The sequence below is a fragment of the Phenylobacterium sp. genome, assembly GCF_030697925.1.
Lineage (GTDB): Bacteria > Pseudomonadota > Alphaproteobacteria > Caulobacterales > Caulobacteraceae > Phenylobacterium.
On the sequence record NZ_JAUYOJ010000020.1, the window covers coordinates 1 to 12,980 of the forward strand.

General features: G+C 67.9%; 13 protein-coding genes and 1 pseudogene. 9 read left to right on the top strand and 5 right to left on the bottom strand.

All coding sequences use genetic code 11. The features are described 5' to 3' along the window. Positions 1–248 (top strand): annotated as a pseudogene (locus Q8Q88_RS02300) (hypothetical protein); the annotation flags it as partial. A gap of 114 nt (positions 249–362) precedes the next feature. Next, on the top strand, positions 363–689 hold the full coding sequence (locus tag Q8Q88_RS02305; protein WP_305673582.1) for a hypothetical protein: 327 nt from the start codon (positions 363–365) through the stop codon (positions 687–689). Between the two features lie 200 nt (positions 690–889). On the opposite strand, the gene Q8Q88_RS02310 is transcribed toward Q8Q88_RS02305, so the two are convergent. Continuing rightward, positions 890–1,162 carry a GNAT family N-acetyltransferase gene (locus Q8Q88_RS02310; protein WP_305673583.1) on the bottom strand — a complete coding sequence of 91 codons (273 nt, stop codon included), beginning with the start codon at positions 1,160–1,162 and terminating at the stop codon, positions 890–892. A gap of 97 nt (positions 1,163–1,259) precedes the next feature. Between Q8Q88_RS02310 and Q8Q88_RS02315 the strand changes: the two genes are divergently transcribed. Together Q8Q88_RS02315 and Q8Q88_RS02320 are read left to right on the top strand one after the other, a co-directional pair. Then, on the top strand, positions 1,260–1,826 hold the full coding sequence (locus tag Q8Q88_RS02315) for a DUF3617 family protein (RefSeq protein ID WP_305673584.1): 567 nt from the start codon (positions 1,260–1,262) through the stop codon (positions 1,824–1,826). Positions 1,827–1,936: 110 nt separating this feature from the next. Further along, the gene (locus tag Q8Q88_RS02320) at positions 1,937–2,524 is read left to right on the top strand and encodes a DUF3617 family protein (protein WP_305673585.1); all 588 of its coding nucleotides are present in this window, start codon (positions 1,937–1,939) and stop codon (positions 2,522–2,524) included. Between the two features lie 126 nt (positions 2,525–2,650). Here Q8Q88_RS02320 and Q8Q88_RS02325 read toward each other — a convergent pair whose 3' ends face one another. Further along, the gene (locus Q8Q88_RS02325; RefSeq protein WP_305673586.1) at positions 2,651–3,838 is read right to left on the bottom strand and encodes an acetyl-CoA C-acyltransferase; all 1,188 of its coding nucleotides are present in this window, start codon (positions 3,836–3,838) and stop codon (positions 2,651–2,653) included. An 82-nt stretch (positions 3,839–3,920) separates the two neighbouring features. Further along, complete coding sequence (gene mnmA / locus Q8Q88_RS02330; RefSeq protein ID WP_305673587.1) at positions 3,921–5,078, bottom strand: tRNA 2-thiouridine(34) synthase MnmA; 1,158 nt, start codon at positions 5,076–5,078, stop codon at positions 3,921–3,923. A gap of 206 nt (positions 5,079–5,284) precedes the next feature. On the opposite strand from mnmA, the gene Q8Q88_RS02335 reads away from it, so the two are divergent. Continuing rightward, a complete protein-coding gene (locus Q8Q88_RS02335) occupies positions 5,285–5,470 on the top strand; it encodes a hypothetical protein (RefSeq protein WP_305673588.1) in 186 nt (61 codons plus the stop codon). Positions 5,471–5,475: 5 nt separating this feature from the next. Here Q8Q88_RS02335 and Q8Q88_RS02340 read toward each other — a convergent pair whose 3' ends face one another. Together Q8Q88_RS02340 and flgK are read right to left on the bottom strand one after the other, a co-directional pair. After that, positions 5,476–6,411 (bottom strand): flagellin, encoded by a 936-nt coding sequence (locus Q8Q88_RS02340; RefSeq protein WP_305673589.1) that lies wholly within the window; start codon positions 6,409–6,411, stop codon positions 5,476–5,478. Between the two features lie 10 nt (positions 6,412–6,421). Continuing rightward, positions 6,422–8,512: a flagellar hook-associated protein FlgK gene (gene flgK, locus Q8Q88_RS02345; protein WP_305673590.1), complete on the bottom strand. Its 2,091-nt coding sequence runs from the start codon at positions 8,510–8,512 to the stop codon at positions 6,422–6,424. A gap of 430 nt (positions 8,513–8,942) precedes the next feature. On the opposite strand from flgK, the gene Q8Q88_RS02350 reads away from it, so the two are divergent. The 4 genes from Q8Q88_RS02350 to Q8Q88_RS02365 form a co-directional block, all read left to right on the top strand. Next, on the top strand, positions 8,943–10,436 hold the full coding sequence (locus Q8Q88_RS02350; RefSeq protein ID WP_305673591.1) for a flagellar hook-length control protein FliK: 1,494 nt from the start codon (positions 8,943–8,945) through the stop codon (positions 10,434–10,436). A gap of 9 nt (positions 10,437–10,445) precedes the next feature. After that, the gene (locus Q8Q88_RS02355) at positions 10,446–11,165 is read left to right on the top strand and encodes a flagellar hook assembly protein FlgD (protein WP_305673592.1); all 720 of its coding nucleotides are present in this window, start codon (positions 10,446–10,448) and stop codon (positions 11,163–11,165) included. 45 nt (positions 11,166–11,210) lie between these two features. Further along, positions 11,211–12,596 carry a flagellar hook protein FlgE gene (locus Q8Q88_RS02360; protein ID WP_305673593.1) on the top strand — a complete coding sequence of 462 codons (1,386 nt, stop codon included), beginning with the start codon at positions 11,211–11,213 and terminating at the stop codon, positions 12,594–12,596. Between the two features lie 166 nt (positions 12,597–12,762). Continuing rightward, positions 12,763–12,980, top strand: a 218-nt coding sequence (locus tag Q8Q88_RS02365; RefSeq protein ID WP_305673594.1) for a DUF1153 domain-containing protein, incomplete at its 3' end; no start/stop codon positions are given.

Genomic DNA, 12,980 nt, shown 5'->3' on the forward strand with positions numbered 1-12,980 from the left:
ACGTGCTCGACAGTGGCTTCACCGAGGCGGTCGCCGCCCTCAGCCGATCGCGCGAAGGCGGCGCGCAGCGGCAGAGGAATCCCCATCCAGAGGGCTCGCTCGCCTGGATCGCCTGGGTCGTCGCCCGCTACGGCGGCTGGACCTGCTACGGCAAGCCCCCCGGCCCAAAGACCATGGCCAAAGGCTGGGAACGCTTCACAGCAACCCTCACAGGCTTCGTCATCGCAAGGGCCGACGCAGTTGTGTGAATCCCGTAGCCCACCGGGGGAGCATCTTGGGGCGCCCCCTAACATAACGCGTTCCTTCGGTTGGCGCCTTTCCTGCTGCCTAGCTCCGTGAGTGTGCTGCAATGGAGCAGGTAGATGGTCGATCGAGTTCAAGCCCTGGCGGCCCTGACCGTGGTGTCCGACGTCGCCCCCACCCGTGTTTCCGGCGGTCCGCGCGAGGTCGCCCTGGCGCCCCGTGAGAGCGTCTCCGAGCGCGTCCGCCGCCTGCAGGCCGAGGCCATGGGCCTGGCCCGCGAGCATATCGGCGCCCTGGACGAGGCCATCCTCAAGGTCGAGCAACTGGCCTTCGAGATCGCCGACGGCGGCGAGGCCTATCCCGCCGGCGTGCGCGACCTGGCGCGACGCCTGGCCCAGGACTGCGACACCAAGCTGATGACCATCCGAGCCATCGCCGGGCGCTAGGGCGCCACGGGACTGTTGTGTTGGTTGCGTAGCTTACCCCTCTCCCCTTGCGGGAGAAGGTGTCGGGTCCGCCCGACGGACGGGCGCGCAGCCCCATCCAGCCCACGCTTCTGGCGTGCCGGCAGGATAGACAAGCAGCGTGGTCCGCCTGGTCCCATCCCCCCGGAAGGGCCGCCTTCTCCCGCAAGGGGAGAAGGGAATTACGAAACCAGATCCCTGAACTCGTGGCTCCGGCGCAGCCAGGCGGCCGCATAGCCGCAGATCGGGGTGATCTTCAGGCCCTGGGCGCGGATGTCGGCGGCCAGCGCCGCCATCAGCCGACCCGCGGCGCCCGTGCCCCGCAATGGGATCGGCGCCTCCACGTGGTCGATATAGATCCGGTCGTCCACGAGACGGTAGTTGGCCCAGGAGGTCATCCCGTTCTCGTCCATCTCGTAGCGCTGCTCGTCGGTGTTGTTTCGAAGCTCGCTCATGACGCCATTATAACCCCTTCCTTCGGTCCTTCGATCCCGGCTAGCGTGCATCAACACACTTGCAGGGAGAGCGGCGATGGTTCGGCGGGCTTTGACGATGGCGGTCGCGGTTCTGGCGCTGGCGGCCTGCGGCAAGAAGGACGACAAGGTCGCCGCCATGGGCGACGCGGCGCCGGCCGCCGCCACCGCTCCGGCCCCGGGCCCCGCCGCCACGCCCAGGCGCAAGCCCGGCCTCTGGAGCCAGACCGTGTCCATGGAAGGCTTCAGCCAGACCACTCGCATCTGCCTGGACGAGGCGGCCGAGGCCAAGCTCTCCGTGGTCGGCGGCCAGATGAGCCAGGAGGCCTGCAGCCAGACCGCCATGACCCCCAAGCTGGGCGGCGGCTGGAGCTTCTCATCGACCTGCGACATGGGCTCGGGCGGCAAGACCACCACCACCGGGGTGATCAGCGGCGACTTCAACTCCAAGTACCGGATGGAGGCCGACTCCACCACCGAGGGGGCCGGGGCGCCGCAGATGAACGGCGCGCGCAAGATGGTCATGGAAGCGGCCTGGCAGGGCCCCTGCCCCGCCGACTTCAAGCCCGGCGACATGGAGATGCCCAACGGCATGAAGATGAACATGCTGGCCATGGGCGCCGCCGCGGCGGCGGCGAAAAAATAGGCCGGACCGAGGGAGCTTCACGGTTTCTCAGGGCGTTCATGCTCAAGTCATCCAAGCTCGGCCACAGGAACCGTCCCCCACGGCTTCCGGCGGGGCCAGGGAGGGGACACATGTTCGGCCTGCGCCATCTCTTGCTCGCCGGCTCTGTCGGGATAGGGCTCGCCGCCTGCGGCGCTGCCGACATTCCGCCGAACCGCCAGCCGGGCCTGTGGGAGCAGAGCGTCCGGGTCGGCCCGCTGGCCAAGGTCACCAATGTCTGCCTCGACGACAAGGTCGCCAAGACCGCCGACTGGTGGGGCGTCCAGATGAACCGCGGGACCTGCAAGGCCCACACGTTCAAGGGCCGCGAGGACGGCGGCTGGGACTTCACCTCGACCTGCGACATGGGGACCAATGGCGTGGTGGTCACCAAGGGCGTGGTCTATGGCGACTTCATCCACCGCTTCATGGTGCGCGGGACCCAGACCACCACGGGCGCCCTGCTGAAGACCGCCAATGGGACGCGGGCGGTGGCCATCGACTCCAAGTACCAGGAGGCCTGCCCGGTCCCCTACCAACCCGGCGACATGTGGATCGAGGGCCTGAAGCCCAAGCCCGACGAGAGCACCCTGAAACAGGTCGGGCCGGTGAACTTCAACGACAACGCCGTGCCGATCTCGCAGGCGATGACGGCGAAGAAGCCGACGAAGGCGCAGTAGTTCCCCCTCCATCACCGTTCATCCCCGCGAAAGCGGGGACCCAGGCGTTTTTGTATGTGCCAGCGCCGGAAGAACGAAGAAACCTGGGTCCCCGCTTTCGCGGGGATGAACGGAATTGGGGGTTGGTCAGACCAGCTCCACCGCCATCGCGGTCGCTTCCCCACCCCCGATGCAGAGGCTGGCGACGCCCTTCTTGCCGCCGCGGGCCTCCAGCGCCGAGAGCAGGGTCGCCAGGATCCGCGCGCCCGAGGCGCCGATGGGGTGGCCGAGCGCGCAGGCGCCGCCATTGACGTTGAGCTGGCCCCGGTCGATGCCGAGGTCGCGCTCGGCGATCATCGCCACCACGGCGAAGGCCTCGTTGACCTCCCAGAGGTCAACGTCCTTGGCGCTCCAGCCGGCCTTGGCCAGCGCCTTCTGCATGGCCGGAACGGGAGCGGTGGTGAACAGGCCGGGTTCATGGGCATGGCCGGCATGGCTGACCACCCGTGCGACGACCTTGAGGCCCAGCTTCTCAGCCACCGAGGCCCGGGTCAGGACCAGGGCGGCGGCGCCGTCGCTGATGGAGCTGGCGTTGGCCGCGGTGATCGCTCCGTCCTTGCCGAAGGCGGGCTTCAGCGTCGGGATCTTGGCGGGGTCGGCCTTCAGGGGCTGTTCGTCGGCTGAGACCGTCTCGGTCCCCTTGCGGCTTGTCACCTGCACCGGGGTGATCTCGCGGGCGAAGGCGCCGCTCTCCGTGGCCGCCTTGGCGCGGGTCAGCGAGGAGATGGCGTACTCGTCCATGGCCTCGCGCGTGAACTGGTAGGCCTTGGCGGTCTCGTCGGCGAAGGAGCCCATCAGCCGGCCGGGGTCATAGGCGTCCTCCAGGCCGTCGAGGTACATGGAATCCGAGATGGTGTCGTGACCGATGCGGGCCCCGCCGCGATGCTTGGTCAGCAGGTAGGGGGCGTTGGTCATGCTCTCCATGCCCCCGGCGATGACGATGTCCACCGAGCCAGCGGCCAGCGCGTCATGCGCCATGATGGCGGCCTGCATGCCCGAGCCGCACATCTTGTTGATGGTCACGGCCTCCACCGACTTGGGCAGGCCCGCGCCCAGCGCCGCCTGGCGGGCCGGGGCCTGGCCCAGGCCGCCCGGCAGGACGCAGCCCATGATGATCTGCTGCACCGCGTCGGGGCTGAGCCCCGCCCGCTGCACCGCAGCCTTCACCGCCGCCGCGCCCAGGTCCGTGGCCTTGACCGGGGAAAGCACCCCCTGGAAGCCGCCGATGGGCGTGCGGGCGTAGGAGGCGATGACGACGGGATCAGCGGCGGACATGGGCGGGCTCCAGGAATGTTCCTGGCTCATGTGCGCCGCACAACGGGCGAGTTCAAGCCCGCCACGGAAGCAAACGCCCTGTTCAGAGCGCCCGGACGGTGCTCTCGATGAAGCCGCCGCCCAGCACCCGATCAGGGGCCTCCGGCGCATAGAGCACGCAGGCCTGGCCGGGGGCGACCCCCTCCTCCGGCTCGCTGAGCGCCACGCCGGCCACGCCGCCTTCGAAGGTCAGGTGGCCGGGAACCGGCTCGCGGGTGGAGCGCACCCGGGCCAGGACCGGGCGGCCGGCGGCCTCGCCGATCGTGCCGGTCTCGCCCAGCCAGTTGGTTTCCTTGAGAGTCAGCGCCCGGGTCAGCAGCGCCTCGCGCGGGCCGACCACCACCTGGCGCTGCTCGGCGTCGATCTTCACGACGAAGAGCGGGTCGCCCACGGCGATGTTCAGGCCCCGGCGCTGGCCGATGGTGTAGCGGGTGACGCCCTCATGGCGGCCCAGGACCCGGCCGTCCATGTGCACCACGTCGCCGGGCTCGGCGCCGTGCGGTCGCAGGCGGTCGATCACCGTCGTGTAGCGGCCTTCCGGCACGAAACAGATGTCCTGGCTGTCGGGCTTGTCGGCGGCGGCCAGGCCCAGTTCGGCGGCCACCCGGCGCACCTCCGGCTTCGGCAGTCCGCCCAGCGGGAAGCGCAGGAAGTCCAGCTGGTCGCGGGTGGTGGCGAACAGAAAGTAGCTCTGGTCGCGCGCGGGATCGAAGGCGCGGCGCAGCTCCGGCCCGTCCACGCCCTGCGCGCGGCGCACATAGTGTCCGGTGGCCATGGCCTGCGCGCCCAGCTCGCGCGCGACGTCCAGCAGGTCGCGGAACTTCACCGTCTGATTGCAACGGATGCAGGGGACCGGGGTCTCCCCGCGCAGATAGGCGTCGGCGAAATCCTCGATCACCTGCTGCTTGAAGCGGCTTTCGTAGTCGAGGACGTAATGGGGGATATTCAGCGCGTCGGCGGCCGTGCGCGCATCGTGGATGTCCTGGCCCGCGCAGCAGGCGCCCTTCTTCTGCACCGCCGCCCCGTGGTCGTAGAGCTGCAGGGTGACGCCGACAACGTCGTAGCCCGCCCGCGCCAGCAGCGCCGCTGTCACTGTGGAGTCCACCCCGCCGGACATGGCCGCGACCACGCGCGCGCCGGCGGGCAGGCCCACGGCGGCCCGGGCGGCTTCGACGGCGCTGTCGGCGAAGGGGGCGTTCATAGGCTGCTATGTAGACGCTGCCGGTCGGCTTTGCGAGATGCGCCTGGACAGTGAAGTGTCGGCCGGCCGACCGAAAGTCATGGCGAAAGCGTGATCGTCATCACTCTTACCTGGGTGTATGATCGGCAAGTCGTCGGAGAGTAGCGGTCAGGACCACCGACGACTGAGAGCTGTGCTCCCACCTGTTTTCTGGAAGGGATGCGCCAATGAATTCGTACCGCCTCTATGTCCTAGGTCCGCAAGAACGCGTTTGGGACGCGCGAGAATTGCAGTTTTGCGACGACGAAGCCGCGCTTGCCCAGGCTGACACCCTGCGGCAGGACAATTGCGCCGTCGAGGTCTGGACCGGCGAACGCTTGGTCGCCCGCCTCGGCGCGGAGTTCAATCTGTAGCAGCCTTACGGCTGCAGCACGTTCAGCAGCGAGCTGTTCTGCAAGGTCAGGAAGACCTGTGATGCGGCCTGGACCGATAGCTGGGCCTGTTCCAGGGCGCTGATCGCCAGCGTCATGTCGGCGTCTGTGATCTCGCCCATCATCCCCTGCAGGCTGTCCTGGCGCGAGACCAGATCCTTCTTCACGGACTCTACCCGCTTCTGGACCATGCCGTTGCGCGCGGTTTGGTTGATGATGTCCTTGTGGACCGTGTCCCAGGTCGCAAGAATGCCCTCCAGGAAGGTCTGCTGGGCGGTGGTCAGTTCGCCGGTGAACGGCCCCGAGCCGCCTTCCTCAAACACCTGGATGTCCTTGAAGGCCTGCAGCAGGTCGGTGCCGATATCATCGGCCAGCAGGCCGGTATTGACCGTGGTGGAGTCGTCGATCTTGGCCTGGGTGATGAAATCGTCGTTCTGGAAGAAGTCCGAGATCAGGGGCGTGCCGGGATTGGTCAGGTCCGCCATCGCGGTGGCGGTGACCGGCAGGGTGTCGATCTTGCCGCCGGCGAACAGATATTTGCCGCCGTAGCGGGCGTTCATCCCCTCGACGCCGTTGCGGAAATAGCCCCGGATGTCCTGCATCAGGGTATCGGCGCGTCCGGAGGCCAGCGACTCGGCGATGGCCTGGCGGACCCCGTCGGCCGACTCGGCCACCTGGTTGAGGCCGAAGTCCTGGGTGGTCAGCTTGTCGGCGATCAGCTTGTTCTGCTCCAGATAGCCACCCAGGCGCACATCGATGGACCGCATGGCGGTCAGCATGTCGGCGTTGCGCGAGAAATCCTTGAGGTCGCTGCCCTTCTTCTGGGTCGCGACCTGGTTGCCCGCCTCCATCTGCCGCTGCTGGGCGGCCATGATGTTGGAGAGCACCTGGTTGTAGTTGCCGGTCGTGGAAACGCGGTTCATGGCGTTGGCCCTAGATCATGTTGGTCAGGACATCGAACATGTCCTTGGCGGCCTGGATCATCCGGGCCGAGGCGTTGAAGGCTTGTTGATAGGTGGTCAGGCGGACGAGCTCTTCGTCGATGTTGACGCCCTCCACGGACTGGCGGCGCGCCGTGGCCTCGTTGGAAACCGACTCGGCGCTCTGCTTGCGGGTCTCCGCGCCCTGGGCCTGGCGGCCGATCGAGCCGCCGAACTCCGAGGCGTAGCGCGACACGGTCATGGTCACCTTGCCGAGCTCGCCCGCGGCGCTGAAGTCGGTGGTCACGTCACCGGCTGCGGCGATCAGGCGTGCGCCGCGGCCATCGCCGGCGGTGACCGCCGGCTGGCCAACGGCCACCGAGAGATCGAGGGTGGCCAGGCTGAGTTTCATCGGATTTGAAGTCAGCGCCGGATCGACCTTGTAGCGGCCCGCGCGGCCGGCGCGCTCCACCGTGCCCAAGCCGAAGAGCTGGCTCATGGACGGCCCGCCGGCGCCGCGCTCCGTCAGGTCCTGGGTCACAGAAAGATTGGCGTTCAGCGGAGCCGATCCGGCGAAGGACAGCGCGCCCTTGCTGTCCAGGGAGAATGACCCATAGAGCCCAACGCCTGTGGTGGGATCGTTGAGCGCGGTCAGCAGGTTGGCCATGGTGGTCCCGGCCGGCACGGCGACGGAGACGTCGCGGACCGGCTTGCCGTCTTCCTGAGCCAGGCGGAAGCTGATGGTGTCGCCGGCGGTGAAGCCATGCGGGTCGGTGCTGGCCAGGCTGGTGTCGTAGGTGCCCGTCCCGTCGGTGCGGATCAGGTCATTGAGGCCGAAGAAGTGCGAGAAGGCTCGCCCCGACTTGTTCGACGTGCCCTCGTCGATGGCCAGGCCGTTGGTTCCGGCCGCCGTGAGGCTCAGGACTCCGTTGGTGAAGGTCGCCGTCGCCGCCCCGCCAAGGGCGCCGTTCAGGCTCGCCAAGAACGTCGCGGGGGTGAAGGCGCCGCCGGGCGCCATGGTCATGGTGTCAAAGTCGATGCTCACCGAACTCTGCGCGACGCCGGACTGGTTCAGGATGGCGATCTGCGTCTGGCCCGTGAAGCCGCCGATTGCGGTCGGCAGGTCCAGGCCGGTGTTGCGTCCGGTCATCAGCTTCGGCGGCGGAATGGCGGCCGACTTGTTGTGGGCGGCGTTGATCTGCTCGGCCGCGTGGCTAATGAACTCGCCCAGCTGGTCCTGCATGCCCGGCAGGATGTCGTCGCGCAGATCCATCAGGCCGCGGATACGGCCGGCGGTCATCTGGATCGGCTGGGCGAAGCCGAGCCCGTTCGACGGCTCGACGGCGATATAGCCCTTGGTGGCGTCGGTCCGGTTGTAGCTGAGCTTGGCGGCCTGGCCGTCCCCGGCCAGCATCAGGCCCTCGGCCGAGCGGATGGTGACCCCGCCGATGGCCTTCTGACCCACCTGGATGTTCATCATGGTGGCTAGCTCGTCGACCAGCTGGCTCTGGATGTTCTCCGAGCCCGAGGAGTCGGCGTTGGCCAGCTTGGCGCGGCTGATGTCGGAGTTCAGGCGGTTGATGGTTTCCAGCAGGTCGTTGGCGCGATCCACGTGGGCCTTGACCTGGGCGTCTACGGTCTTGCCGAGGTCGCTGAACTGGCCGCCGATCCGGGCGCCCTCGTTCATCATGTCCTGGACCTTCGACAGCGCCTGGCTTCGGAGCAGCGACGAAGACGGGTCGTCGGCGGCCTGGGAGAAGGCGCTGAACACGTCGTCCAGGCGGCTGAAGAAGAAGCTTTCGCCCGAGGGGTCGCCGAACAGGCTCTGGGCGTTGTCCAGGTACTGCGAGACCACGTCCCAGCGGTTGGCGTCCGACGAGGCCGTGAGCGTCGCCATCTGCAGGTACTGGTCGGTAACGCGTTTGACGCCGGATATCTCGACGCCCATCCCCATGCCGCCGACCACCAGCGGCTGCTGGTCGACCGTCTTGCGGACGTACCCGGGAGTGTTGACGTTGGCGATGTTGTCGGAGACAGCGCGCAGGCTGACCTGCGAGGCCAGCATGCCCGATGAAGCGGTCTTGAGAACGGTCGTCAGCGACATGGCTTAACCCTCGCCTCGGCAAAGGCTGTCACTCGACCCGGCGGAATCTGCCGGGACATTGGTGAACGCCCGCGCGAGGACCCGCAAAAAGTACAAATTTTTCAATGCCGTCCCTTTCGGGGTCCGATGATCTCGCGGAACACGGCGCAAGACCGGCGCCACATCGCGAAGGCGGCGTCCGGCAAGGTTCGTCGGACCAGGCTCCAGGGCGGCAGGGACGACCTATCGCGACGTTCGCGCCCGGCAAAAAGCGCCCCGAGGGCCTGACCGCCCCTCGTCTCCGGAAAACACTTTCCTCTGTTGTTTCAATATGTTGTCGGAAAATCACCAATGTGGCGCAAAGGTTGCTCCGAACCTGCCGAATGAACGCGGCGCAGGAAGCGCTCCCTTCGATAACGGCCCATCCTGTTCTGGGCCGACCCTGGAAGCCATGACAGCGCCGCTGCTCAACCTGCCCCTCGCCAGCCCGGCCGCCGGAGCCGCCGGCGCATCTGCGCCCGGCGCCTCGGCCCAGGGCGCGACCGCGGGTTTCCAGGTCCTGCTGGCGGCCTTCTTCGGCGCCCAGGGCGAGGGCGACGCCGCGACCAGCCTGTTTGGCGAGACCGACGGATCCAAGGAGGAGGCCGCGCCCGCCGAGGCCGCGCCCGCCGACGCCTCCCTGGTCCCCAGCGCCAACGCCGACGCCCTGGCCTTCGCCGCCCAACTCGCCGCGCCGGCCGTTCAAGCTCAGCCCCAGGCCGGGCCCCCGTCGACGTCGGACACGGTCGGCCAGCCGCCCGCCTCGGTCCCCGTCTTCGCCCCGATCCCGCCGCCGGCGGCCGATGACCAGGCCACGATGACCACACTCGACACCAGGGCGACCGACAAGCCGACCAAGGCGCCCGAAACCGCCCTGGCCGAACCGCTCGCGCCGGCCCTCGCCGCGGAAGACGTCGCGACCCCGGCCTTGGCCAAGGCCCCGGTCCAGCCGGAGACCAAGGCCGACCCCGGCCGGACACCGCCGTCGACCGGCCTCATCGCCACGCCCAGGCCCGCGGAGGCCCTGGCGCACGCACCCAAAACCGTCCCGCCGCAGCCGATCGCCACCGCGGCCACGACCGTCCCGACCGAAATCGCCGCGGCCGAAGCTGCCGCCGAACTCGCGGCCGTGACCGAGTCCGGCAAGGAGAAGGCGCCCTCCGGCGCCAAGGCCGCAGAGTCGGCGCGCAAGGGCACGGCCGCCAACGCCGCAGCACCGGTCGCCGATCCTGACGCACCCACCGCCGTCGTCGCCGCGGCCGACGCCGCCAGCCTTGGCGACGACACGTCGAGCGCCAGCCAGGACGATGTCGCCACGCCCGCGACCCCTGGCGCCAAGCCCGAGCCGGCCAAGGCCAACGCCGCCGACGCCCAGGCGGCGGGACCAGCCGCTCCGGCCCATGCCTCCGCCCAGGCTCAGGTCCACGCCTCGATCCATTCCGCGGTCCGCGGTTCGCCCGAGACCGTCGCCAACCTCGCCGCGCAAATCATCCAGAAGCTGGACGGCCGCTCGACCCGCTTCGACGTCGAGCTCAATCCCATCGGCCTCGGCCAGGTCAACGTCGCCGTGGAGATCGCCGCCAACGGCAAGATGACCGCGGCCCTGTCCTTCGAGACCCAGCACGCGGCCAACGAGCTGCGTGGCCGATCGGCCGACCTGCAGCGCGCGCTGGAGCAGGCCGGGTTCGACGTGTCCGGCGGCCTCTCCTTCGATGTCGCCGGCGACGGCCGCTCGGCCTGGGCAGACCAACAGCAGCAGCAACAACAACAGCAAGCCAACGGCGCCGGGCGCGGCCGGGCCTTCCAGGCGGTGCTGGGCACAGCCGGCGACGCGGCCGATCTCGCCGCGGCCAGCGCCCTCAATCCTCAACGCCGGACTCGTTCCGGCGTCGATGTGAAAGTCTAGGAGACAGCCATGGCCGTCGACGCAACAACAGCCACCAGCCCTGGATCGACGTCGGCCACCGGCCGCACCCGGCTGACCGAGAGCTTCGACACCTTCCTGAACCTGCTCACCGCGCAGATCAAAAACCAGGATCCGCTGTCGCCGATGGACTCCACGCAGTTCACCCAGCAGCTCGTGCAGATGACCGGGGTCGAGCAGCAGCTCCTGACCAACGATCTGCTGGAGAAGCTGGTGAGCAACACCGGCTCGGGCATCCAGACCGCCGTCAGCCTGATCGGCCGCGAAGTCCGCGCCGTCAGCGCCGACGCCAAGCTGGCCGCCGGCAAGGCCGAGTGGAACTATAAGCTCGACCGCGAAGGCACCGACGTCACCGTCGAGGTGCTCAACAGCTCGGGCAAGGTCGTCCAGGTCGTCAAGCCGACCGACAACAAGGCCGGCGACCACACCTTCAGCTGGAACGGCAAGGACCGCACGGGCGCCCAGCTGCCCAACGGCGGGACCTACACCCTGCGCATCACGGCCAAGGACGGCACAGGCGCGGACGTTCCGTCGACCGTCTTCGTCAAGGGTCTCGTCACCGGCGTCGAGCAGGTGGACGGCAAGACCTTGATCACCGTCAACGGCGTCCAGATCGGCTGGGAGAAGGTCACCTCGATCAAGCAGCCGGAAGAGACCGCCGAAACCGAATCCGACACCGACACAACTCCGGAACCCGAGCTGGCCGCCTAGCGGCGCGCCGGCTCCCCTGAAGACAACGAAAGAAGGCAAGAACCCATGAGCATCAACAGCGCCATGCTCGCCGGCGTGTCCGGCCTGGTCTCCAACTCCTCGGCCTTGGCGGCGATCTCCGACAACATCGCCAACGTCAACACCACAGCCTACAAGCGCAACCAGGTGAACTTCGCCAACGTGGTGACCGCCCAGGCGGTCAAGGGCCGCTACTCGGCCGGCGGCGTGCAGGCGGTGACCCGACAGTTCGTCAGCCAGCAGGGCCTGATCCAGAGCGCCAACTCGCCGACCGATCTGGGCATCTCGGGCGACGGCTTCTTCATCGTCACCGACAAGGGCCCGGGCCTCACCTCGGCCGACGCGCGCAAGTTCACGCGCTCGGGCTCCTTCAGCGTCGACGCCGACGGCTACATGGTCAACGACGCCAAGCTCTACCTGCAGGGCTGGCCCTACGCCTCGGACGGCACGGTCAACGTCAACCCGTCCGACCTGAACCTGATGGAGTCGATCAACGTCAAGAACCTGGGCGCGGCCGTCGCGGCGACCCAGAACGTGATGATCAACGCCAATGTCAACAAGACCCAGGCGATCTCGGCTGGCGAGGCGACCTACAACGCCGCGACCCGCTCCATGGCCGACTGGGCCGTCAACCAGAACCCGGCCACCGGCACCCAGCCGGACTTCACCCTTGAGATGAACGTCATCGACTCCGTGGGCGCGACCCACAAGTTCGCCGTGTCCTTCCTCAAGAGCGACACCCCGCCGAACTCCTGGCACTCGGAGATCTACGCCATCCCCGCCGCCGACGTGACCGCCGGTCCGTCCGGCCAGGTGGCCGCCGGCATGACCATGTTCACCGCCGACGGCGCCTTCGACCTGGCCAACACCACCCTGTTCGGCGTGGCGGGCTCTCCGGCCGAGCTGAACTTCGCCGCTTCGGGTGCGGTCACGACGCCGCGCTGGGCCAACACGCTCGGCATCTCGGCTTCCTCCATCGACCTCGACCTGGCCAAGCTTACCCAATACGCCTCGACCTCCACCGTGAACGCGGTGAACTCGGACGGCGCCAATGTGGGTAACGTCGTCGGCGTGGAAGTTTCCGAGGACGGCATCGTCTCGGCCATCTTCGACAACTCTGAAGTTCGCAAGATCGCCAAGATCGGCCTGGCCACCTTCCCCAATCCGGATGGGTTGTCGCCGGTCAGCGGCAATGCATATCGGCCGACGATTCCCTCCGGCGAATTCGTGATCAAGGAACCGGGGGTCGGTGGAGCGGGTGAAATCGCCGCCTCTACCCTGGAAGCGTCCACGGTCGACCTCTCGGCGGAGTTTACAGGACTGATCACCACTCAGAAAGCTTACTCGGCCTGCTCCAAGATTATCACCACAGCTGATCAGATGTTGGATGAACTCATCAACATCAAGCGGTAATTATGGACGTTAACCACCCTTAACACTGGTTGACAACTTAGACTGTATCAAATTCGTACACGGGGATCGAATGCGCAACCCTTCCTTTACTATCGTGATTCACCGGATGTTATGCCCCGGTGGTTACATTCAATCCGAACAGTGATGGTCGGAAGGGCGTAAAGCCATGTTGCAGCAACAACAAACGCGCACGAACAGCCGCGGCGAGGCCTATGTCATCGGCCCCACGGGCGCGCCCCTGACGCTGAGCGATCTGCCGCCGGTCGACACCGGGCGTTGGGTCATTCGGCGCAAGGCCGAGGTGGTGGCCGCCGTGCGCGGCGGCCTGCTCACCCTGGACGAGGCGTGCGAGCGCTACTCCCTGACCAACGAGGAATTCCTCGC

Coding starts and splice junctions, on each gene's coding strand:
- Q8Q88_RS02355 (WP_305673592.1), top strand. CDS start 10,446: ATGGCCGTCGACGCAACAACAGCCACCAGCCCTGGATCGACGTCGGCC.
- Q8Q88_RS02315 (WP_305673584.1), top strand. CDS start 1,260: ATGGCGGTCGCGGTTCTGGCGCTGGCGGCCTGCGGCAAGAAGGACGAC.
- Q8Q88_RS02360 (WP_305673593.1), top strand. CDS start 11,211: ATGAGCATCAACAGCGCCATGCTCGCCGGCGTGTCCGGCCTGGTCTCC.
- Q8Q88_RS02325 (WP_305673586.1), bottom strand. CDS start 3,838: ATGTCCGCCGCTGATCCCGTCGTCATCGCCTCCTACGCCCGCACGCCC.
- Q8Q88_RS02350 (WP_305673591.1), top strand. CDS start 8,943: ATGACAGCGCCGCTGCTCAACCTGCCCCTCGCCAGCCCGGCCGCCGGA.
- Q8Q88_RS02305 (WP_305673582.1), top strand. CDS start 363: ATGGTCGATCGAGTTCAAGCCCTGGCGGCCCTGACCGTGGTGTCCGAC.
- Q8Q88_RS02335 (WP_305673588.1), top strand. CDS start 5,285: ATGAATTCGTACCGCCTCTATGTCCTAGGTCCGCAAGAACGCGTTTGG.
- mnmA (WP_305673587.1), bottom strand. CDS start 5,078: ATGAACGCCCCCTTCGCCGACAGCGCCGTCGAAGCCGCCCGGGCCGCC.
- Q8Q88_RS02320 (WP_305673585.1), top strand. CDS start 1,937: ATGTTCGGCCTGCGCCATCTCTTGCTCGCCGGCTCTGTCGGGATAGGG.
- Q8Q88_RS02310 (WP_305673583.1), bottom strand. CDS start 1,162: ATGAGCGAGCTTCGAAACAACACCGACGAGCAGCGCTACGAGATGGAC.
- flgK (WP_305673590.1), bottom strand. CDS start 8,512: ATGTCGCTGACGACCGTTCTCAAGACCGCTTCATCGGGCATGCTGGCC.
- Q8Q88_RS02340 (WP_305673589.1), bottom strand. CDS start 6,411: ATGAACCGCGTTTCCACGACCGGCAACTACAACCAGGTGCTCTCCAAC.